21 protein-coding genes are annotated in these 17,557 nt (G+C 61.9%); 15 read left to right on the forward strand and 6 right to left on the reverse strand.

Annotated elements, in window-relative coordinates; translation table 11 throughout:
* Window positions 1–68 precede the first annotated feature (68 nt).
* The 5 genes from ACS5RD_RS21825 to ACS5RD_RS21845 all read left to right on the forward strand — a co-directional run bounded on the left by ACS5RD_RS21825 (window position 69) and on the right by ACS5RD_RS21845 (window position 4,174).
* Entirely contained in the window at window positions 69–1,766 is a 1,698-nt protein-coding gene (locus tag ACS5RD_RS21825) for an acyl-CoA dehydrogenase (RefSeq protein ID WP_489929111.1), read from the forward strand.
* Entirely contained in the window at window positions 1,763–2,791 is a 1,029-nt protein-coding gene (locus ACS5RD_RS21830; RefSeq protein WP_054008976.1) for an MBL fold metallo-hydrolase, read from the forward strand. Before ACS5RD_RS21825 ends, ACS5RD_RS21830 begins: the two co-directional genes overlap by 4 nt.
* Before the next feature lie 9 nt (window positions 2,792–2,800).
* A complete protein-coding gene (locus ACS5RD_RS21835) occupies window positions 2,801–3,301 on the forward strand; it encodes a DUF6173 family protein (protein WP_054008977.1) in 501 nt (166 codons plus the stop codon).
* Between the two features lie 97 nt (window positions 3,302–3,398).
* Entirely contained in the window at window positions 3,399–3,533 is a 135-nt protein-coding gene (locus ACS5RD_RS21840; RefSeq protein WP_054008978.1) for an aa3-type cytochrome c oxidase subunit IV, read from the forward strand.
* A 23-nt stretch (window positions 3,534–3,556) separates the two neighbouring features.
* Window positions 3,557–4,174: a hypothetical protein gene (locus ACS5RD_RS21845; protein WP_489929112.1), complete on the forward strand. Its 618-nt coding sequence runs from the start codon at window positions 3,557–3,559 to the stop codon at window positions 4,172–4,174.
* 60 nt (window positions 4,175–4,234) lie between these two features.
* Here ACS5RD_RS21845 and ACS5RD_RS21850 read toward each other — a convergent pair whose 3' ends face one another.
* Both ACS5RD_RS21850 and ACS5RD_RS21855 read right to left on the reverse strand, forming a co-directional pair.
* On the reverse strand, window positions 4,235–4,570 hold the full coding sequence (locus ACS5RD_RS21850; protein WP_489929113.1) for an AzlD domain-containing protein: 336 nt from the start codon (window positions 4,568–4,570) through the stop codon (window positions 4,235–4,237).
* Entirely contained in the window at window positions 4,567–5,271 is a 705-nt protein-coding gene (locus ACS5RD_RS21855) for an AzlC family ABC transporter permease (RefSeq protein WP_054008981.1), read from the reverse strand. Before ACS5RD_RS21855 ends, ACS5RD_RS21850 begins: the two co-directional genes overlap by 4 nt.
* Window positions 5,272–5,352: 81 nt before the next feature.
* Here ACS5RD_RS21855 and mobA point away from each other — a divergent pair, with 81 nt between their 5' ends.
* From mobA to ACS5RD_RS21875, 4 genes are read left to right on the forward strand one after another with little or no spacing between them, the layout of a single operon-like run.
* Window positions 5,353–5,940 (forward strand): molybdenum cofactor guanylyltransferase MobA, encoded by a 588-nt coding sequence (gene mobA / locus ACS5RD_RS21860; protein ID WP_489929114.1) that lies wholly within the window; start codon window positions 5,353–5,355, stop codon window positions 5,938–5,940.
* The gene (gene mobB, locus ACS5RD_RS21865; RefSeq protein ID WP_489929115.1) at window positions 5,937–6,437 is read left to right on the forward strand and encodes a molybdopterin-guanine dinucleotide biosynthesis protein B; all 501 of its coding nucleotides are present in this window, start codon (window positions 5,937–5,939) and stop codon (window positions 6,435–6,437) included. Before mobA ends, mobB begins: the two co-directional genes overlap by 4 nt.
* Entirely contained in the window at window positions 6,424–7,281 is an 858-nt protein-coding gene (locus tag ACS5RD_RS21870; protein ID WP_489929116.1) for a molybdopterin guanine dinucleotide synthesis, read from the forward strand. The genes mobB and ACS5RD_RS21870 overlap by 14 nt, the downstream gene beginning before the upstream one ends.
* Window positions 7,278–7,862, forward strand: a complete 585-nt coding sequence (locus tag ACS5RD_RS21875) for a GNAT family N-acetyltransferase (RefSeq protein ID WP_489929117.1) — start codon at window positions 7,278–7,280, stop codon at window positions 7,860–7,862. The genes ACS5RD_RS21870 and ACS5RD_RS21875 overlap by 4 nt, the downstream gene beginning before the upstream one ends.
* A gap of 251 nt (window positions 7,863–8,113) precedes the next feature.
* Here ACS5RD_RS21875 and ACS5RD_RS21880 read toward each other — a convergent pair whose 3' ends face one another.
* Both ACS5RD_RS21880 and greA read right to left on the reverse strand, forming a co-directional pair.
* Window positions 8,114–9,121, reverse strand: coding sequence for a hypothetical protein (locus ACS5RD_RS21880; RefSeq protein WP_054008986.1), 1,008 nt, complete (start codon window positions 9,119–9,121; stop codon window positions 8,114–8,116).
* 21 nt (window positions 9,122–9,142) lie between these two features.
* Window positions 9,143–9,613, reverse strand: coding sequence for a transcription elongation factor GreA (gene greA / locus ACS5RD_RS21885; protein ID WP_489929118.1), 471 nt, complete (start codon window positions 9,611–9,613; stop codon window positions 9,143–9,145).
* A gap of 271 nt (window positions 9,614–9,884) precedes the next feature.
* On the opposite strand from greA, the gene ACS5RD_RS21890 reads away from it, so the two are divergent.
* The 3 genes from ACS5RD_RS21890 to ACS5RD_RS21900 all read left to right on the forward strand — a co-directional run bounded on the left by ACS5RD_RS21890 (window position 9,885) and on the right by ACS5RD_RS21900 (window position 14,290).
* Entirely contained in the window at window positions 9,885–11,537 is a 1,653-nt protein-coding gene (locus ACS5RD_RS21890) for an electron transfer flavoprotein-ubiquinone oxidoreductase (protein ID WP_489929119.1), read from the forward strand.
* 154 nt (window positions 11,538–11,691) lie between these two features.
* A complete protein-coding gene (locus ACS5RD_RS21895) occupies window positions 11,692–13,461 on the forward strand; it encodes a tetratricopeptide repeat protein (protein ID WP_489929120.1) in 1,770 nt (589 codons plus the stop codon).
* A 1-nt stretch (window position 13,462) separates the two neighbouring features.
* Window positions 13,463–14,290: a 4-(cytidine 5'-diphospho)-2-C-methyl-D-erythritol kinase gene (locus ACS5RD_RS21900; protein ID WP_489931419.1), complete on the forward strand. Its 828-nt coding sequence runs from the start codon at window positions 13,463–13,465 to the stop codon at window positions 14,288–14,290.
* Window positions 14,291–14,297: 7 nt separating this feature from the next.
* Here the strand turns inward: ACS5RD_RS21900 and ACS5RD_RS21905 are convergent, their stop codons facing one another.
* Window positions 14,298–15,299, reverse strand: coding sequence for a polyprenyl synthetase family protein (locus ACS5RD_RS21905; RefSeq protein ID WP_489929121.1), 1,002 nt, complete (start codon window positions 15,297–15,299; stop codon window positions 14,298–14,300).
* A gap of 68 nt (window positions 15,300–15,367) precedes the next feature.
* On the opposite strand from ACS5RD_RS21905, the gene ACS5RD_RS21910 reads away from it, so the two are divergent.
* The 3 genes from ACS5RD_RS21910 (at window position 15,368) to ACS5RD_RS21920 (ending at window position 16,596) form a co-directional block, all read left to right on the forward strand.
* Complete coding sequence (locus ACS5RD_RS21910; RefSeq protein ID WP_489929122.1) at window positions 15,368–15,583, forward strand: putative signal transducing protein; 216 nt, start codon at window positions 15,368–15,370, stop codon at window positions 15,581–15,583.
* Window positions 15,584–16,333 (forward strand): tRNA1(Val) (adenine(37)-N6)-methyltransferase, encoded by a 750-nt coding sequence (locus ACS5RD_RS21915; protein ID WP_489929123.1) that lies wholly within the window; start codon window positions 15,584–15,586, stop codon window positions 16,331–16,333.
* Between the two features lie 98 nt (window positions 16,334–16,431).
* Window positions 16,432–16,596: a YdcH family protein gene (locus ACS5RD_RS21920; protein ID WP_082351838.1), complete on the forward strand. Its 165-nt coding sequence runs from the start codon at window positions 16,432–16,434 to the stop codon at window positions 16,594–16,596.
* Here the strand turns inward: ACS5RD_RS21920 and yddG are convergent.
* A complete protein-coding gene (yddG, locus tag ACS5RD_RS21925) occupies window positions 16,593–17,480 on the reverse strand; it encodes an aromatic amino acid exporter YddG (protein WP_489929124.1) in 888 nt (295 codons plus the stop codon). The genes ACS5RD_RS21920 and yddG overlap by 4 nt on opposite strands.
* Window positions 17,481–17,557 lie beyond the last annotated feature (77 nt).

Genomic DNA, 17,557 nt, shown 5'->3' on the forward strand with positions numbered 1-17,557 from the left:
ATCCTTGCCTTTGCCAAGCCGCCTGCCCCAATACCGCCTGCCCCATACTACCTACTTCGGAGTTCGCCATGCCCTACCGCGCCCCGCTGTCTGAATTTGCCTTTCTGCTGGATGTGGTCGGATTTGCCGAGGTTTCCGCGACGGAGCGCTTTGCGGAGGCCAGCCCCGACACCGTCGCCGCGATCTTGGCCGAGGCGGGCAAGCTGTGCGAAACCACCCTCGCCCCTCTGAACCGTGCAGGCGACAAAACCCCGGCACGGCTGGAAAATGGCGTCGTGCGCACCTCGCCGGGCTTTGCCGAAGGGTATCGTGCGATTGCCACGGGCGGTTGGATCGGCATGGGGGCCAGCCCGGAATATGGTGGCATGGGGCTGCCGATCTCGGTTGCCACCTGCGTCAATGATATGATGGGCTCGGCTTGTCTTGCGTTGCAGTTGAACCCGCTGATGACCCAAGGCCAGATCGAAGCGCTGGAACATCACGCCTCGGATGCGTTGAAAACCCTCTATATCCCCAAGCTCGTGTCCGGGGAATGGTGCGGCACGATGAACCTGACCGAACCGCAGGCGGGTTCCGATGTGGGCGCGGTGCGGACGAAAGCGGAAGGCCGTGGCGATGGCACTTATGCGATCACCGGCCAGAAGGTTTACATCACTTGGGGCGACAATGATTTCTCCGGCAACGTCTGCCATCTGGTGCTGGCGCGGTTGCCGGATGGCCCGGAAGGCACCAAGGGCATCAGCCTGTTCATGGTGCCAAAGTTGATCCCGGATGCCGATGGCAACCCCGGCAAGCGTAACGATCTGAAGGTGGTCAGCCTAGAGCATAAGCTGGGCCTACACGGCTCGCCCACCGCTTTGATGCAGTATGATGCTGCGCAGGGCTGGCTGGTGGGAGAACCCCACAAAGGCATGGCCGCAATGTTCACCATGATGAACAACGCGCGGTTGGGCGTGGGAATGCAGGGGGTCGCCGTGGCCGAAGCGGCGTTTCAGCAGGCGTTGGCTTATGCAATGGAACGCAAGCAGGGCAAGACGCCGCTGGGGACCGGTGCGATCATCGACCATGCCGATGTGCGTCGGATGCTGGCGCAGATGAAGGCCGAGGTGTTCAGCGCCCGTGCGATTGGCCTCGCCTGTGCGGTGGCGATTGATATGGCACGCGCCACGGGCTCGGTTGAATGGCAGGCGCGGGCGGCTTTACTCACCCCCATCGCCAAAGCTTACGGCACCGACATTGGCTGCGAGGTGGCGCATCTCGGCGTGCAAGTGCATGGCGGCATGGGGTTCATTGAGGAAACCGGCGCGGCACAGTTCTCCCGCGATGTCCGGGTGACGGCGATTTACGAAGGCACCAACGGGATACAGGCGATGGATCTGGTGGGGCGCAAGATGATGGACAATGGCGAGGCCGCCTATCGGCTGTTTGACGAGGTGCAGGTGGTGGCGGAAAGCGCGCGTGTGGCGCATCCCGATCTGGCAGGCGCGGTTTGGACGGCCACCGAAGCCCTGCGTGAAGCAACCGAAGCGCTTAATCTGATGTCACCGAATGATCGCTTTGCGGGCGCGGTGCCCTATCTGCGCGCCTTTGCACGGGTGTTGGGCAGCCATTTCCACTTGAAAGGCGCGCTGGCCGATCCGGCACGGCTGAGCTTGGCGCAGTTTGCCATCAAACGGCTGCTGCCGGACTATGCACCGTTGTTGGCGCAGGTGCGGGAAGGTGCGGCGGGGCTATATGCGCTGACGCCAGAGGCTTTGAGCGCGTGAGCAACGCTATTCATCACCCGTGGGATGCTCCGCCAGCCGAGGGCGAAGCGGTTGAAATTGCTCCAGATATCCTATGGATGCGCCTGCCGCTACCGATGGCACTGGATCACGTCAATGTCTACGCTTTGGATGATGGTGACGGCTGGACCTTGGTGGATACCGGCATGTCCAGCCGCAAGACCAAGACGATTTGGGACAGGCTGATCACGGGGCCGCTGGCGGGCAAGCCGGTGCGGCGGCTGATTGTGACTCATCACCACCCCGACCATATCGGGCTTGCAGGGTGGTTTCAGGCGCAGGGGGTGGAATTGATCGCCACGCGCACGGCTTGGCTATATGCGCGGATGTTGGTGTTGGACGAACAACCAAAAGCCACACCCGAGGCGCTGCTGTTCTACCAGCGCGCCGGGCTCAATGCCGCTATGCGTGCGCAAAAGGCCGAGGAGCGCCCGTTCAACTTCGCCGATGTGGTCGAGGCGATGCCGCAAGGCTTCACCCGCATTGCCGAGGGCGACATTCTGACCGCAGGCGGGCGGCGCTGGCTGGTGCGTCTGGGTCAGGGCCATGCGCCCGACCACGCGACTTTGTGGAGCCTAGATGACCATCTGATCTTGGCCGGCGATCAGCTCCTGCCCGGTATCTCGGCCAATATCGGCGTCTACCCGACAGAACCCGACGCGGACCCGCTAGGCGAATGGCTCGACAGCACGCGCGGCTTTGCGCCCCATGCGCGGTTGGATCATCTTGTGCTGCCGGGGCACAAACTGCCCTTCACCGGCCTGCCGTTCCGGCTGATCCAGATGGCCGAAAACCACGAAAGCGCGCTCACCCGGTTGCTTTCCCACTTGGCCACCCCGCACACCGCCGCCCAGTGTTTCGTGCCACTGTTCAAGCGCGAGATCACCGGAAGCCAACACGGCCTCGCCCTTGTCGAGACGGTGGCGCATCTGAACTACCTCTTGAAGCGCGGCCATGTTTCGCGTTCTCTGGATGCTGAAGGGGCTTGGCATTGGCAGGCCCACTAAGGAGCCGGAATGCCGAAAGAACTTGATCCAGCCGCCGAAGCCGCTCTGAACGCCGCTGTAGCCAAAGCCGCAGGCCTGCCGCGCTGTCATGCAATCCACGCCGATCCCGCGGCGCCTTTGACCGCCGAGCAACTGCCCCTGCCCGCTGCCTTGCAACGCCGCCCCTTGGCCGAGAAAAGCCCCGCTGAATGGGCCTATGAGCGGATCATCCTGTATATCCGCAACTTTGAAAGCCATCTTGACGCTCAGCAAGAGATCGCCATGGGCTTCACCGGATCACAAGCCGGCGTGCTGAAGATCGAGGGGCTTGGATTCTTTGAGCCCGATCTGCTGACCTTCTATGGCCGCGATGAAGAGGGCATGAAAACCCAACTGATCCAGCATGTCAGCCAGCTTTCCGTCATGCTGCGCGCCGTGCCGAAATCGGCACCAGAATCCCCGCCGACCCGTATCGGCTTTCGCCTTGCCACGGGCTGGATGGGCGGCGAGTCTGGCGATGCCTCGGCCTAAAGCGCGACATTTTCTGTGCACCGCAAACCTCTACGCCCCGTGACAGCCGGAACTGAATCAGCTATTGGCAAGGCAACAACTCTGAAAGGACGCTCAAATGGCCGAACACAAACCGGGCAGCATGGATATTCGCGTGCAGGAAAAGACCTTTGACGGCTTTGTCCGCATGGCGACGTGGGGCGCGATCATCTCGGTCGGCATCCTGATCTTCATGGCACTCGCCAACGCCTGATCCTTTAACGCCGGAACTGTAATATGAATTTCAAGGCCTTTGCCGTTCTGGCGCTTTTTGCGCTGTCTGCCTGTGCGGGCGACAACAAATGGGCGACAGATGCCCAGATGTCAGCCCCCTCGGCGCATTATGTGGCAGAGCCACCGCGCACCATCACCCTGTTCACGGTGCAAAGCACCCGCAACGGCTCGGGCGCGCATTCTGGCCTGTTGATCAACGCCTCGGAGCAGGTGATGTTTGACCCCGCAGGCACCTGGTATCACCCCTACCTGCCCGAGCGTGGCGACGTGCATTACGGCGTCACGCCAAAGATGATCAGCTTCTACATTGATTATCACGCGCGTGAGACCTTCAACGTCATCGAGCAAACCGTGGTCGTCACCCCTGAAATCGCCGAACTGGTCAAGCAGCGCGCGGAGGCCTATGGCTCGGTGCCCAGCGCGCAATGTGCCCATTCGGTCTCGTCGATCCTGCACGGTGTTCCGGGATTTGAGGCGATCAGCGGCACTTGGTATCCGAACAAGCTGATGAAAGAATTCGGCCAACTGCCGGGGGCAACGCGCAAGGTGATCACCGATGATGATGCCGATAACAACCATGGTGTGCTGATGGTGCAGGCCGAACACGCCGTCACGCAGTAAGCTGCAAACCCACGAAGACTCAAAGCCGCGCTGACCTCAGCGCGGCTTTTGTCATTGCTGTTATAGCAGAAACGGCAGCCCCAGCAGGGTGACCACCCCGGCCAAGGCGGCGATGATCATCTGCCGCGTCGCCAGCCCCACCACCATCGTCACTACAGCGGCCAGCAGACGCGCCGCATCCGGCGCGCCCCCCGTAGCAGGCGGCCACAGCACAGCAGGGGCCACCAGCGCAGGCAGCACCGCCACCGCCGTATAGCGTAAACTGCGTTGCAACCAGCCCGGCAAGACGCGATTGCCGAGCAGTCCGAGGAATGAGAATCGGATGGCATAGGTCGCAAGCCCCAGCACCACCACGACAATCCAGAATTGGTCTCTGTCAATATTCGGATCAATCATGTTGCGGCCTTCTCGCGCCAGTATTCAAATCCCGCCCCCGCCGCCATGCCGATGGTGGACCCCACCAGCAACCCGGTGCCATAGGGCAAAAATGTCAAAACCAGCGTCAACACCACCGAAAGCCCCGCCGCCAGCGCATGCGGCCAAGAGCGGATCATCGGTGCTGTCATCGCCAGAAACGCAATCGGCACCGCGAAATCCAGCGCATATTCCGGCGGAATCGCTCGCCCCGCCAAAGCCCCGGCCACGGTTGATCCCATCCACAGCGGCAGAACCGGCGTCACCGCACCAAAAAAATACGCAGTCTTTTCCGGCAGTGTCATGCTGGGCCGCTTGTCATATTCCGCGACCGACAAAGCAAAACTCTGATCGACCAGCAGATAGGCCATCACCGCCCGCACCCCCAACGGGGCCGCCCCCACATGCGGCGCAAGCGTCACCGAATACATCAGCATCCGCAGATTGACCGCCAAGGATGTCGCCAAAATCACCAGCAGTGGCGCTTGATCCTGCAACAGATGCAGCGCTGCAAATTGCGACGCCCCGGCGAACACACTCACCGAAAATGCCACGATTTCATAGAGTTGCAACCCGGCCTCAGAGGCCAGCAGGCCAAACAGCATCGCAAACGGCACGATCACCACGGCAAAGGGCAGCGCTGCGCGCACACCGCGCAGATAGCTTTCACGAGAGGCAGACATAGAACCTCGGCAGCTTGGGGCGGCTTTACGCCGGATGCAGAACGGCTTAGGCCTTTGCACAAGCAATTTGAAGGGGCCAAGGTGCGGATTTTTGGATGCGTTCTGGCGGGCGGGATCGGCCGTCGCATGGGAGCCGACAAGGCATTGCTGCGCTTGGCGGGCCAAACCCTGCTGTCGCACGCCATCGCGCGGCTGGAACCGCAGGTGGAACGCTTGGCGATCTCTGCCAATGGCGATCCCGCCCGGCTGGCAGCTTATGGCCTGCCGATTCTGCCCGATGAAACCCCGCTGGGGCCTTTGTCTGGCGTGCTGGCCGCCCTGCGATGGGCCGCACCGTTGGGAGCAACAGCGGTGGTGACACTGGCCGTAGACACTCCCTTCGCCCCCGGCGATCTGGTGCCGCAGCTCTGCTTGGCCGCCGAAACCGCGCCCGAAGCCCTAGCCATAGCGTCCTGCGCCAAAGATCACCCCACCTGTGGGTTATGGCCTGTCAGCCTTGCCGACCCCCTCGCCGCCTTCCTCGCCTCAGGCGCAAAACCCCGTGTACTGGCCTTCACCGATGCCCACCACGCCGCCCGCGCACATTTCCCCGATGAAGCCGCCTTCCAAAACCTCAACACCCCCGAAGACCTCGCGGCAGCCGAGGCCCTGATCAAGGCTGCATCATGAGGGTCTATGGCGTCATAGGCTGGAAAAACTCCGGCAAAACCAGCCTGATGGAGCGCTTGGTGGCCGAAATCACCCGGCGCGGCTTCACGGTGTCCACCGTCAAGCACGTCCATCACGATGTCGATCTCGACCAACCCGGCAAAGACAGCCACCGCCACCGCGCAGCAGGTGCTTCTGAGGTGGTATTGGCCTCCGCCCACCGTTTCGCCCTGATGCGTGAACATCGTGGGCCGGAACCCGATCTGGCGGAAGTGCTGTCACGGATGGCCCCGGTCGATCTGATTTTGGTCGAAGGCTACAAGCGCGACGCCCATGCCAAGATCGAGGTGTTCCGGCAGGAAACAGGCCATGATCTGATCCAACCCAGCGATCCCTTGGTGCGGGCCGTTGCGACCGATATGGCGCTTGCCGCCCTGCCCGTACCGGTACTCGACCTGAACAACACCCTGCAAATCGCCGATTTCATTCTCGCCGAGGTCGGCCTTGCAACGCTTTGACCGGGTGATCGTGGCGGACTGGTCGGCATCCTCGACACTGTCCCCCGCCCGTCCTTCTGCCGACGCGATCTGGCTTGGCAGCATCGACGCCACAGGCGCGCAAAGCACCTACCACCGCAGCCGTGGCAGCGCCGAGGCAGCACTGTCGCAGGCTATCGAAAACGCACTCGTTAACGGCCAATCCCTGCTGATCGGCTGCGATTTCCCGATGGGCTACCCCAAAGGCTTCGCCGCCCGCCTGACCGGAACCGCCAGTGCCCGCGCCGTCTGGGCATGGCTGGCCGAGCATATCGAAGACGCGCCCGACAACGGCAACAACCGCTTCCAGATCGCTGCCCAGATCAACCGCCAGTTTGCAACTGCCACCTCAAAAGGCCCGTTCTGGGGCCGCCCCGCCAGCCTGAACCTCCCCGATCTCCCCCCCACAAAATCCATCAATTACAACGTCCTGACTCTCCCCGAGCGCCGCGAAGTCGAAACCCTGGTCCCCCGCGCCCAACCCGTCTGGAAACTCTACACCACCGGCGCCGCAGGCAGCCAAGGCCTGATCGGCCAACCGATGATCCACCGCCTCTCGCAGCGCCACGGCATCGCTGTCTGGCCCTTCGACAACCCCGCCCAGATCACCCTGGCCGAGGTTTACCCCTCACTCATCGCCGCCGCCGTCACCGCCGATCCTGCCTCAGTGAAAGATGAGGCCCAAGTCCGCCTGCTCGCCCAAGCCCTGTTCAGCCTCTCCCAGCAAAACCTCCTCGCTCCCCTGCTCGACACCCCGCCCTGCGCAGAAGAAGGCTGGATCCTCGGCGCGGGCCACACCGCTGCCCTGCTTGGTGCGCTGTCATGAAAATCACCTACCAACTCGGCCTGTCCGAAGCCCTGCGCGCCGAAGCTGTGGAGCTGTACTGGCAGGCCTTCGGCGGCAAACTCGGTCGTGTGATGGGCCCCACCCCGAAAGCCCACCGCTTCCTCACCCGCGTGCTGCGCGCCCATCATGCCATTGTGGCTTTGGATGACACCGGCCACCTGCTGGGCATGGCTGGCTTCAAGACCCCAGCCGGCAGCTTCGCGGGCGGCGAGGTCGCCGATATCCGCGCGATCTATGGCATCCTTGGCGCGGCTTGGCGGCTGCCGCTGCTGTGGATGCTCAGCGATGCGGCCGAGCAGGATCACTTTCTCCTCGACGGAATTTGTGTCGCCGCATCGGCTCGCAGTTTGGGCATCGGAAGCGCGCTGATGGCCGCGATCGAAGATCAGGCGCGGGCGCGCGGCTATGGATCTGTGCGACTGGAGGTGATCGACAGCAATGGGCGGGCGAGGGAGCTCTATCAGCGGCTGGGGTATCGCGTCGAGAAGACCCAGCAGCTGGGTTTGCTGCGCTATGCGTTCGGATTTCGCGCAGCGATCACGATGGTAAAATCGGTCTAAAGCCTTGATGTCCACGCGTGGACACGAGGTGGCCCTATATAAAATCAATGGCTTACAGATCCGCGTTCAGAATTTGTTAATCTTTCATCCGCACCGCACCGTTCTGCACCAGACCAACCAGGCCATTGCTCTTTTGGAAATACTCCCGCCGGAGGCATCCGAAATCTCAGCCAAACCCACACGTCCAATCATCCCCGGCAGCGCCGCCGAGCGGGGCCTCGATGGCCCCCGAGGCGGCCATGGGTTCTAGGTCAGTCAAACGTCCCCGTCACCCGACCAAACAGCATGAAGGCCCGCGCGGTGCGGGTGTCGGCGAGGTCGGACAGATCCTGATCGCTCGCCACTTTCTCGAATTCTGAAAACACCCGGTCAAAGGTGCGCAAAAAGTGGTGGGCGGCGTCGCGGAACACCGGGTCTTCGCGCATCCGGCCTGCGGTCAGCGCTAGGGACGAGCGGTCACGGATGCCACCAAGGGCTGCGATGCCACGGCCGCGCTCGCCATTGGCAAATTTGCGCCACAACTCGGGCCGCGCGCGTTCGGGTTTCAGGTCATCCATGAAGATGCCCTCCTGACTAAGCAGGGTCAGCACGTCTTGCGCGGCGCGGATCAGTTTGGCGACGTTGCGGTCTTCCAGCGCCAGACGCAAAGCCCGAAAGCCTTCTTTGTCGTCCGGGCTTTCGGGAAATTGCACGGCGCGGGTGAAATCTTGCACCGACAAAGGCGCACGCAGCGACTCTGACGGGGTTCCCAAAGCCAACCCCGGCTGTTCCGCCTCGGGCTGCGGTTGCGGGGCCACCAGTGCGGCTTTACGATCTGCCGAAGGCACGGTCAGCCCGCTGTCGCGGCGCGAGTTGAAGCTGGCGAGGGCGGTTTCGGTATGTTTGGCGGTGGCGGCAATCTCGTCCAGTTTGCGTTCAACAGAAGGCCGCATCCCGCCCTGCTGGCCCGACAGATAGGCCGCGCGCATCGCCTCAACCGTCGCCTGCAACCGCGCCGATTCAGCGCGCAAGGACCGCACCGAGCGCAAGGTCGTGACCGCAGCCCAGATCAGCGCCAGCGGCAAGAACACCGCCAGCAGGGTCAACACATAGCCGAGCACGCCGGATTCCACCGGGCCGGTCAGGAAATAGCCGCCGACCGCCAGCACCCACAGCAGGCTCATCACGGCGGCCACCCATTCGGTCGGGCTCACCGACGGATCGGCGATGCCGCGCGCGCGCGACCCCAAGCTGCGGGGCGTTTCTTCTGGTTCGGCCATGTGCTTTCCCCTGTGGCAGGGTCAGATATAACGGATGGAGAGGATTTCGTAGCCGCGCGTGCCGCCGGGGGTTTTCACCTCGACCGAGTCGCCTTCGTCCTTACCGATCAACGCGCGGGCCAAGGGCGAGCGGATGTTCAAGAGGTTGCGCTCGATGTCCGCCTCGGATTCGCCGACGATCTGATAGGTTTTTTCCTCGTTGGACTCTTCATCCACCAAGATCACCGTTGCGCCAAATTTGATTGCACCGGTCAGCTTGGCGACCTCAATCACCTCTGCCAATGAGATCAGCGCTTCGAGTTCCTTCACCCGGCCTTCGATGAAGCTCTGCTTCTCACGCGCGGCGTGATATTCGGCGTTCTCGGACAGATCGCCATGCTCGCGCGCCTCGGCAATGGCACGGATCACGGCGGGGCGTTCTACCGATTTCAACTGCTTCAATTCTTCGTCCAGAGCGGTGAATCCGCGCCGGGTCATTGGGATTTTTTCCATTGGTCTCTTCACGTAAATAACAAGGTCACAGCCCATATGAGCCATGACCTTGCGCCACTCTTGGCCATACCTGAACCGACAGAGGCTCTGATTGCAAGGGGGAAAGCCTGCAATCGGCGGGGGGCCGTCGCCGGGGGTGAAAAATCTGTCGCAGCGGGGAAAGAATGTTGCGCGGGTTCTGCGATTTAGGCTTGGGATGTTGCGTGATGGTTGACCCTGACCGTGGGTTCGGGCAATGACGCAGCAGCATTTTGCCAAGTCGGAGAAAGAGATGTCGCAAGGTATCGCGCGCGAGCAGATGGATTATGATGTGGTCATCGTGGGCGCGGGGCCTGCGGGGCTGTCAGCGGCGATCCGGCTGAAGCAGTTGGACAGCAATCTGACGGTTGTGGTGCTGGAAAAGGGCTCGGAAGTCGGCGCGCATATTCTTTCGGGCGCGGTGCTGGACCCGGTGGGTCTGAACAAGCTGATCCCGGATTGGAAGGCCAAGGGCGCGCCTTTGAACACGGCTGTGATCGAGGATAATTTCTATATTCTGGGGCCAGCCGGGCAGGTGCGGATTCCGAACTGGCCGATGCCGCCATTGATGAACAACCACGGCAATTACATCGTCTCGATGGCGAATGTTTGCCGTTGGATGGCTGAGCAGGCCGAGGGGCTGGGGGTCGAGATTTTCCCCGGCATGGCGTGTTCGGAGTTGGTTTACGGCGACAACGGCGAAGTGCGCGGCGTGGTGGCGGGCGAGTTCGGCAAGAATGCCGATGGCACGCCCGGCCCGTCGTATGAGCCGGGGATGGTGCTGGCTGGGAAATATGTGTTCCTGTCCGAAGGCGTGCGCGGGTCTTTGGCGAAGGAAGTCATTGCTAAGTATGATCTTTCGAAGGGTCATGAGCCGCAGAAGTTCGGCCTTGGCATGAAGGAAATCTGGCAGATTGATCCGGCCAAGCACAAGCTGGGCACGGTCACGCATACGATGGGTTGGCCGCTGGGCAGCAATGCGGGCGGCGGGTCGTTCATCTATCACCTTGAGAACAATCAGGTTTATGTCGGCTTTGTGGTGCATCTGAACTACAAGAACCCGCATCTCTATCCCTATATGGAATTCCAGCGCTTCAAGCATCATCCGATGGTCGCAGAGTTGCTCAAAGGCGGCAAACGTGTCGCTTACGGCGCGCGGGCGATTTCCGAGGGTGGCTGGCAGTCGATCCCGAAGATGGTGGCACCGGGTGTGGCGCTGCTGGGCTGCTCGGCGGGTCTGGTCAACGTGCCGCGGATCAAAGGCAACCACAATGCGATGCTGTCGGGGATTGACGCGGCAGAGGCGGCGTTTGTGGCGATCCATGCGGGCCGTTCGGGCGATGAGTTGACCGAATACGAGACGCTGGTGCGCGGGGGCCCGATTGCCGCCGATCTGAAAAAGGTGCGCAACGTCAAGCCGTTGTGGTCGAAATATGGCCTCGTCGCCTCGCTGTTCTTGGGCGGTGCGGATATGTGGGCGAATACCTTTGGGCTGACCATTCTGGGCACGCTGAAGCATGGTAAGAACGATGCGGAATCGACGGGGTTGGCGAAGGATTACGCGCCGATTGACTACCCCAAGCCCGATGGCGTGCTGTCGTTTGATCGTTTGACCAACGTGGCATTCTCGGCCACCAACCACGACGAAAACCAGCCCGCGCATTTGAAGCTGAAGGATGCCTCGATCCCGATTCTGGTCAACCTGCCGCTGTATAACGAACCCGCGCAGCGCTATTGCCCGGCGGGGGTGTATGAGGTGATCGCTGAGGCGGGCAAAGAGCCACGCTTTCAGATCAACTTCCAGAACTGTGTGCATTGCAAAACCTGCGACATCAAAGACCCGTCGCAGAACATCGTCTGGACCACGCCGATGGGTGGCGGCGGGCCGAACTATCCGAATATGTAACGGGCCGAATATGTAGTCCCTCAAACATGTGATCTGACATTCCCAATCAGATCAGCGAAGATGCGCGGGCTGGGGGTGATAAGCCTCCGGCCCGCATTGCTTCTCGGCCCGCGCGGCTCTAGCTTTGTGGCAACGCTTACAGGAGCCGCCCCGGATGCCTTTCCACAAGCCCAAACGCACGCAACTGCTGCTGGCCTCTGCTCTGACATTTCTGCCGTTTGCCGCACTGGCCGAAACCGCGAAGGTGAAGCCCGATGCGACGCAAACCACGGTCAGTGAAGGCCCGGTCAGCGAGGCTGGGGCTTACCTCGCCGCTGGGGTTGCGGCGTCGGAAGCCGATTATACGGCGGCGGTGGAGTGGTATGGCCGAGCTTTAACGGGCGATGCCAGCAATCCGGCGCTGCTGGAAGGCGCTGTGATGGCGCATGTCGGTGTGGGCGATATGGAGGGGGCCGCCAAACTCGCACGCGCTTTGCAGAAGGCCGGGGCGAAAAGCCAGACATCCACGGTGGTTTTGATCGCTGACGATGCCAAGCGGCAGGATTATGAAGCCATTCTGCAAGAGCAGGCTGCGGGTGGATCTGCGGGTGCTGTGCTGGATGATCTGGTGAAGGCTTGGGCCAAGCTCGGCTTGGGGCGGATGTCGGAAGCCAGCGAAGGCTTTGACAAGCTAGCGAAAACCAAAGGGCTTGAGGCATTTGGGCTTTACCATAAAGCGCTCGCGCTGGCTTCGGCGGGCGACTATGAGGGCGCGGAAAACATCCTGTCCGGCAAGGCTGCGGGAAGCTTTCCGCTGACCCGTCGTGGGCTGATTGCAACGGTGGAAATCCTCAGCCAACTGGAGCGGAACCCCGAAGCGGTGGCAATGATTGACCGCAATTTCCAACCCGGCAATGATCTTGAAATTGACGATCTGCGGCGGCGTCTGGCTGCGGGCGAGCCGTTGCCCTTCACCATCGCGCGCAATGCCAGCGAGGGCATCGGCGAAGTGTTCTACAGTATGGCCAATGCGGTGAAGGGCGAGGCGGATGCAAGCTTCACCCTGCTGCACGCCCGCGCCGCCGCCTATCTGCGCCCCGACAACACCGAGGCCGAACTGCTGGTGGCAGGCTTGTTGGACCAACAGGGTCAGCACACGCTGGCGACGGCAGCTTATGCTTTGGTGCCGCCCACCGATCTGAACTTTCATGCAGCCGAAATTGGCCGCGCCAATGCGACCTTTGCTGCGGGTCATCCCGAAGCGGCACTGGAAATCCTGCAAGGTTTGGCGCGGGCGCATGGTGATATTCTGGCGGTGCAGGTGGCTTTGGCCGATGGGATGCGGCGCGAGAAACGCTATGATGAGGCCTTTAAGGCCTATGATGCCGCGATCAAAATGGTGCCGAACCCGACGCCGGGTCATTGGGTATTGTTCTACAGCCGGGGCGTGGTTTCGGATGCCTTGCGCAACTATGACGCCGCCGAGGCCGATTTTCGCCGCGCAATGGCGCTCAGCCCCGATGAGCCCGAACTGCTGAACTACCTCGGCTATAGTCTTGTCGATCAGGGCCGCAAGCTGGATGAGGCTTTAGGCATGATCAAGAAGGCCGTGCTGATGCGGCCCGACAATGGCGCGATTCTCGACAGCCTCGGCTGGGCCTATTACCGCTTGGGGCGCTATCAGGATGCGCTGCTGCCGATGGAGCAGGCCTCGTTGCGGATGGCAGTGGATGCGACGGTGACAGACCATTTGGGCGATGTGTATTGGGCAGTGGGGCGCAAGCGCGAGGCGGAATATCAGTGGCATCGCGCGCTGTCGTATGGCCCGGATGACAAGCTGGCGGCGCGGTTGCGCTTGAAGCTGGAGAAAGGACTGGATGCGGTGCTGGCCGCCGAAGGGGCTGCGCCGTTGAAATCCGTCGAGGCCGCCGCTGCAACCCCGTGAGCTGGAATTGCGGGAATTTGCCGCCGCCAAGATCAATCTGGCGCTGCATGTCACCGGGCAGCGCGCGGATGGCTATCATCTGCTGGACAGCGTCGTGGTGTTTGCCGGGGTTGGCGATTGGGTCACGGTTGCGCCAGCGGATCGGTTAAGCCTGACGGTGACCGGGCCGCAGGGCGCGGGGCTGTCTGGCGACGATAATCTTGTGCTGCGGGCAGCGCGGTGTTTGGGCGTTGATGCGACATTGGTGTTAGAGAAACATCTGCCCGTGGCTTCGGGGATCGGTGGGGGCTCGGCAGATGCGGCGGCGACGTTGCGGGCTTTGTGTGCGGTGTCCGGCGTGGCCCTGCCGGATGCGGCGGCTGTGCTGGCTTTGGGAGCGGATGTGCCGGTGTGTCTGGCTGGCGTTCCAGTGCGGATGCAGGGGGTGGGTGAGGTGTTAACGCCCCTGCCCCCGCTTCCAAAATGTTATATCGTGCTCGTCAATCCCGGGGTGGCAGTGGCCACGCCTGAGGTATTCAAGGCTTTGTCGCGCAAGGATAATCCGGCGATGTCTGCGATGCCCGACTGCGACTCTGCCATGAAACTGGCCGCGTGGCTGCACGATCAACGCAATGATCTGGAGGCCCCAGCGATGGCTTTGGCACCGGCGATTGGAACCGTGAAAGCGGCGCTAGAGGCGCGACCCGGCTGTTTGCTGGCGCGGATGTCGGGATCTGGGGCGACGTGTTTCGGGCTGTTCACCAGCGAAGACTTGGCGAAGGCCGCCGCCGGGGCCTTGCGTGTTGACGCCCCGGCGTGGTGGGTGACGGCGGCGCCAATCTTATCTTAGCCAGAGCTTAGTTAATCCGCTCGACCACATAAGCAGCTAGGTCTGACAGCATGTCCCGCAGCGGGTGGTCTGGCAGAGCGGTGAGTGCTGTTTGAGCTTTCGCGGCCCATGCCAAAGCATCGTTGCGGGCGGCATCCATCGCGCCATGTTTCGCCATCAGGGACAGCGCGTGTTCCAGATCGCCGTCGCTCTGCTGGCCCTTCTCAATCACCCGCACCCAGAAGGCGCGTTCTTCGGCATTGGCGCGGGCGACCGCTTTGATTACTGGCAGGGTCAGCTTACGTTCGCGGAAATCATCGCCGGTGTTCTTGCCAATCGCCGCCGCCGAGCCGCCGTAATCCAAGAGATCATCGACGATCTGAAACGCGATGCCTAAAGCGTCGCCGTAGTCAAACAGAGCCTTGACCTGCGCCGGGGTGCCGCCAGCGATTTCTGCGCCGGATTCGGTGGCGGCAGAGAACAAAGCGGCGGTTTTGCCGCGCACGACTTGAAGGTAGATGTCTTCGGTGGTGGCAAGGTCTTGGGCGGCGGTCAGTTGCAGCACTTCGCCTTCGGCAATGGTGGCAGAGGCGTTGGCAAGAATATCCAGCACCCGCAGATTGCCGGGTTCCACCATCAACTGGAACGCGCGGGCGAACAGGTAATCGCCGACCAACACCGAAGATTTGTTATCCCACAGCAGGTTCGCGGTGGGCCGACCGCGACGGCGCGCGCTTTCATCGACCACATCATCATGTAGCAGGGTGGCGGTATGGATGAACTCCACCGTTGCCGCCAGATGCACATGAAACGGCCCCGCGTAACCCAGCAGCCGGGCTGCGGCCAAGACCAGCATCGGGCGCAGGCGTTTGCCACCCGCCTCGATCAGATGCGCCGTCACTTCCGGGATGCGCGGCGCGTGTTCGGACGCCATCCGCGCCCGGATCATCAGGTTCACCGCCGCCATATCCTCGGCCAAAGCATCGGCCAGCCGATCATGCGGTTTTTGTGCAGCCTCAGTCACGCTCATTCTTACCCCTTCAGGTATCGACACGAGGGTATCGACACGGGGGTATCTCCCCGCGTAAACCCAATCCCATGAAGCTTTTACTGCGCACAACCGACCCCACCGTGATCGCCTTTGCTCAAGTGCTCCTTGAGGGCGAGGGTATAGACAGCTTTGTGATGGACGTCCACATGAGCACGCTGGAAGGCGGCATCGGATTGTTTCCGCGCCGGATGATGGTGGCGGACCGGGATTTGTTTATCGCGCGGGCGATTTTGGCGGATAATGCCGTCCTGGACGGGCTGTAGATGGATGATCTGACGCAAGACGCCTTTCTCTGCGGCAAATTGCAGCTTTGGCAGCCAAGGCAGGGCTATCGCGCGGCGACCGATCCGGTATTGCTGGCGGCGGCCTGCCCTGCCCTGCCCGGTCAATCGGTGCTGGATCTGGGCTGCGGGGTGGGCGCTGCGACGCTGTGCCTCGCGCGGCGGGTGCCGGAGTTGCGGCTGGCGGGGCTGGAATTGCAGCCCGATTACGCCGCTTTGGCACGGCGCAATGCCGAGGAGAATGGTATCGCGTTGCAGGTCGAGGTCGGCGATCTGGCAGATATGCCGAAAGCCCTGCGGGTGGATTTTGACCATGTGATTGCCAACCCACCCTACTATCCGAAGGGCGGCACCCCTAGCCCGAACGCGGGACGTGCGACGGCGTTGCAGATCGACACGCCCTTGGGCGATTGGGTGCAGGCGGCCAGCCGCCGTTTGACTCCGGGCGGCTGGCTGACGCTGATTTGTGGGGCCGATGGCCTGCCAGAGGTTTTGGCGGCGATGGCGAGCAAACTGGGCTCAGCCTCGGTGCTGCCACTGACCCCGCGGGAGGGCAAGCCCGCGATGCGCATCCTGCTGCGGGCGCGCAAGACCGGACGGGCGGCGTTTCGGTTGTTGGCCCCCTTCGTCATTCATCAAGGGCACTCACATGATGGCGACCGCGAGAGCTACACGCCCCGCGCCAGCGCAATCTTGCGCGGCGGCGAATCTCTTTCGGATGAATTCCGCTAGTGCGACAATATTACCGCTTAGGTTGTGTGAAGATTTGGTGACACGACTCATATTCTGTGATGCAATCGAGAGGTTGAACCAGCATCAGGAGGACTTGCATGACCGTCGCTTCCCATATCGCTGAACTGAAAAAGAAGCACGAAACCCTTTCATCCAAAGTCGAACAGGCGCAGCGCGCGCCCGCCGTGGATGACCTGCACATCGCCGATCTGAAAAAGCAAAAGCTGAAACTGAAAGAGGAAATTGGTCGGCTGAGCGCTTAACCCTTTTTGGCGCTGGCCGCAGGGCCTTTTGTAGAACTCGCTTTTGCCGCCAGCGCCGCCCCTGCTGTGATCAAAACCGCCGCTAACAGAATAGCACTTGACGGTTGAGTGATCCCCGCAGCCACCAAAGCCAGCGTAGACAGCAATGGTGCTGCATAAGAGGCGACCCCCAGCAGTTGGATGTCGCCTTTTTTCATGCCGATGTCCCAAGTGAAGAATGCCGCCCCGACCGGGCCTATGCCAAGGGCTGCGACACTGGCCCAGCCCAGCGCGCCTTGCGGCCAAACTGTTGTTTCTAATGCCATATGCGCGAAGGTAGACAGCAAAGCGGTAGCGAGGCAGAACACGGTGACGGATTCGGTTGGCACGGTGCCCAAACGCCGCGACAGCACGGAATAAACCGCCCAAGTCACTGCACAGAGGAAGGCCAGTGTGAGTCCGAGCGCCGAGCCTTGCGCCTCGTCGCCGCGCGCCAGCACGATCAGTGCCGCCCCGGCGAAAGCGACCAACGCGCCAAGGATGTGCAGTGGCCCCAACTGCTCACCGGGCAGCAGACCGGACAGCAGCACGATGAACAGCGGCCAAAGGTAGGCGATCAGCCCAGTTTCGGCGGTGGGGGAAATGCGGAAGGCGGTAAAATACAGCAAGTGGTAGCCGAACAGCCCCAGCGTGCCAAAGGCATAGACCTTCCACGACACGGTTTTCAGCACGCCAAGCCCAGCGCCCGTTATGGTCCAGATCAAGCCAATCGCCCCACCAATGCCAAAGCACAACGCATTGAGCAGCAACGGCGGCACCGGAGCCGAGCCGATGGTGAACAGCGCCAGCAGCGCCCACATGGCGATGGCGGTGAGGCCGATCAGCGTGGCTTTGGTTTTGGTCATGCCTGCCCCTTTTGCTTGGGCATTACCTGCCGAATAAGCCAACTTCGAGCAAGCAAAAAGGCCCAACCATACGGCTG

The organism is Cypionkella sp. PAMC25878 (assembly GCF_058135695.1).

What these genes read in the sequence shown, in the direction of transcription:
- ACS5RD_RS21880 (WP_054008986.1), bottom strand. Translation starts at nt 9,121, where the DNA reads ATGGCCGAACCAGAAGAAACGCCCCGCAGCTTGGGGTCGCGCGCGCGC.
- ACS5RD_RS21915 (WP_489929123.1), top strand. Translation starts at nt 15,584, where the DNA reads ATGGATGATCTGACGCAAGACGCCTTTCTCTGCGGCAAATTGCAGCTT.
- ACS5RD_RS21920 (WP_082351838.1), top strand. Translation starts at nt 16,432, where the DNA reads ATGACCGTCGCTTCCCATATCGCTGAACTGAAAAAGAAGCACGAAACC.
- ACS5RD_RS21840 (WP_054008978.1), top strand. Translation starts at nt 3,399, where the DNA reads ATGGCCGAACACAAACCGGGCAGCATGGATATTCGCGTGCAGGAAAAG.
- mobB (WP_489929115.1), top strand. Translation starts at nt 5,937, where the DNA reads ATGAGGGTCTATGGCGTCATAGGCTGGAAAAACTCCGGCAAAACCAGC.
- ACS5RD_RS21875 (WP_489929117.1), top strand. Translation starts at nt 7,278, where the DNA reads ATGAAAATCACCTACCAACTCGGCCTGTCCGAAGCCCTGCGCGCCGAA.
- ACS5RD_RS21825 (WP_489929111.1), top strand. Translation starts at nt 69, where the DNA reads ATGCCCTACCGCGCCCCGCTGTCTGAATTTGCCTTTCTGCTGGATGTG.
- ACS5RD_RS21905 (WP_489929121.1), bottom strand. Translation starts at nt 15,299, where the DNA reads ATGAGCGTGACTGAGGCTGCACAAAAACCGCATGATCGGCTGGCCGAT.
- ACS5RD_RS21890 (WP_489929119.1), top strand. Translation starts at nt 9,885, where the DNA reads ATGTCGCAAGGTATCGCGCGCGAGCAGATGGATTATGATGTGGTCATC.
- greA (WP_489929118.1), bottom strand. Translation starts at nt 9,613, where the DNA reads ATGGAAAAAATCCCAATGACCCGGCGCGGATTCACCGCTCTGGACGAA.
- ACS5RD_RS21895 (WP_489929120.1), top strand. Translation starts at nt 11,692, where the DNA reads ATGCCTTTCCACAAGCCCAAACGCACGCAACTGCTGCTGGCCTCTGCT.
- ACS5RD_RS21855 (WP_054008981.1), bottom strand. Translation starts at nt 5,271, where the DNA reads ATGTCTGCCTCTCGTGAAAGCTATCTGCGCGGTGTGCGCGCAGCGCTG.
- yddG (WP_489929124.1), bottom strand. Translation starts at nt 17,480, where the DNA reads ATGACCAAAACCAAAGCCACGCTGATCGGCCTCACCGCCATCGCCATG.
- ACS5RD_RS21845 (WP_489929112.1), top strand. Translation starts at nt 3,557, where the DNA reads ATGAATTTCAAGGCCTTTGCCGTTCTGGCGCTTTTTGCGCTGTCTGCC.
- ACS5RD_RS21850 (WP_489929113.1), bottom strand. Translation starts at nt 4,570, where the DNA reads ATGATTGATCCGAATATTGACAGAGACCAATTCTGGATTGTCGTGGTG.
- ACS5RD_RS21910 (WP_489929122.1), top strand. Translation starts at nt 15,368, where the DNA reads ATGAAGCTTTTACTGCGCACAACCGACCCCACCGTGATCGCCTTTGCT.
- ACS5RD_RS21835 (WP_054008977.1), top strand. Translation starts at nt 2,801, where the DNA reads ATGCCGAAAGAACTTGATCCAGCCGCCGAAGCCGCTCTGAACGCCGCT.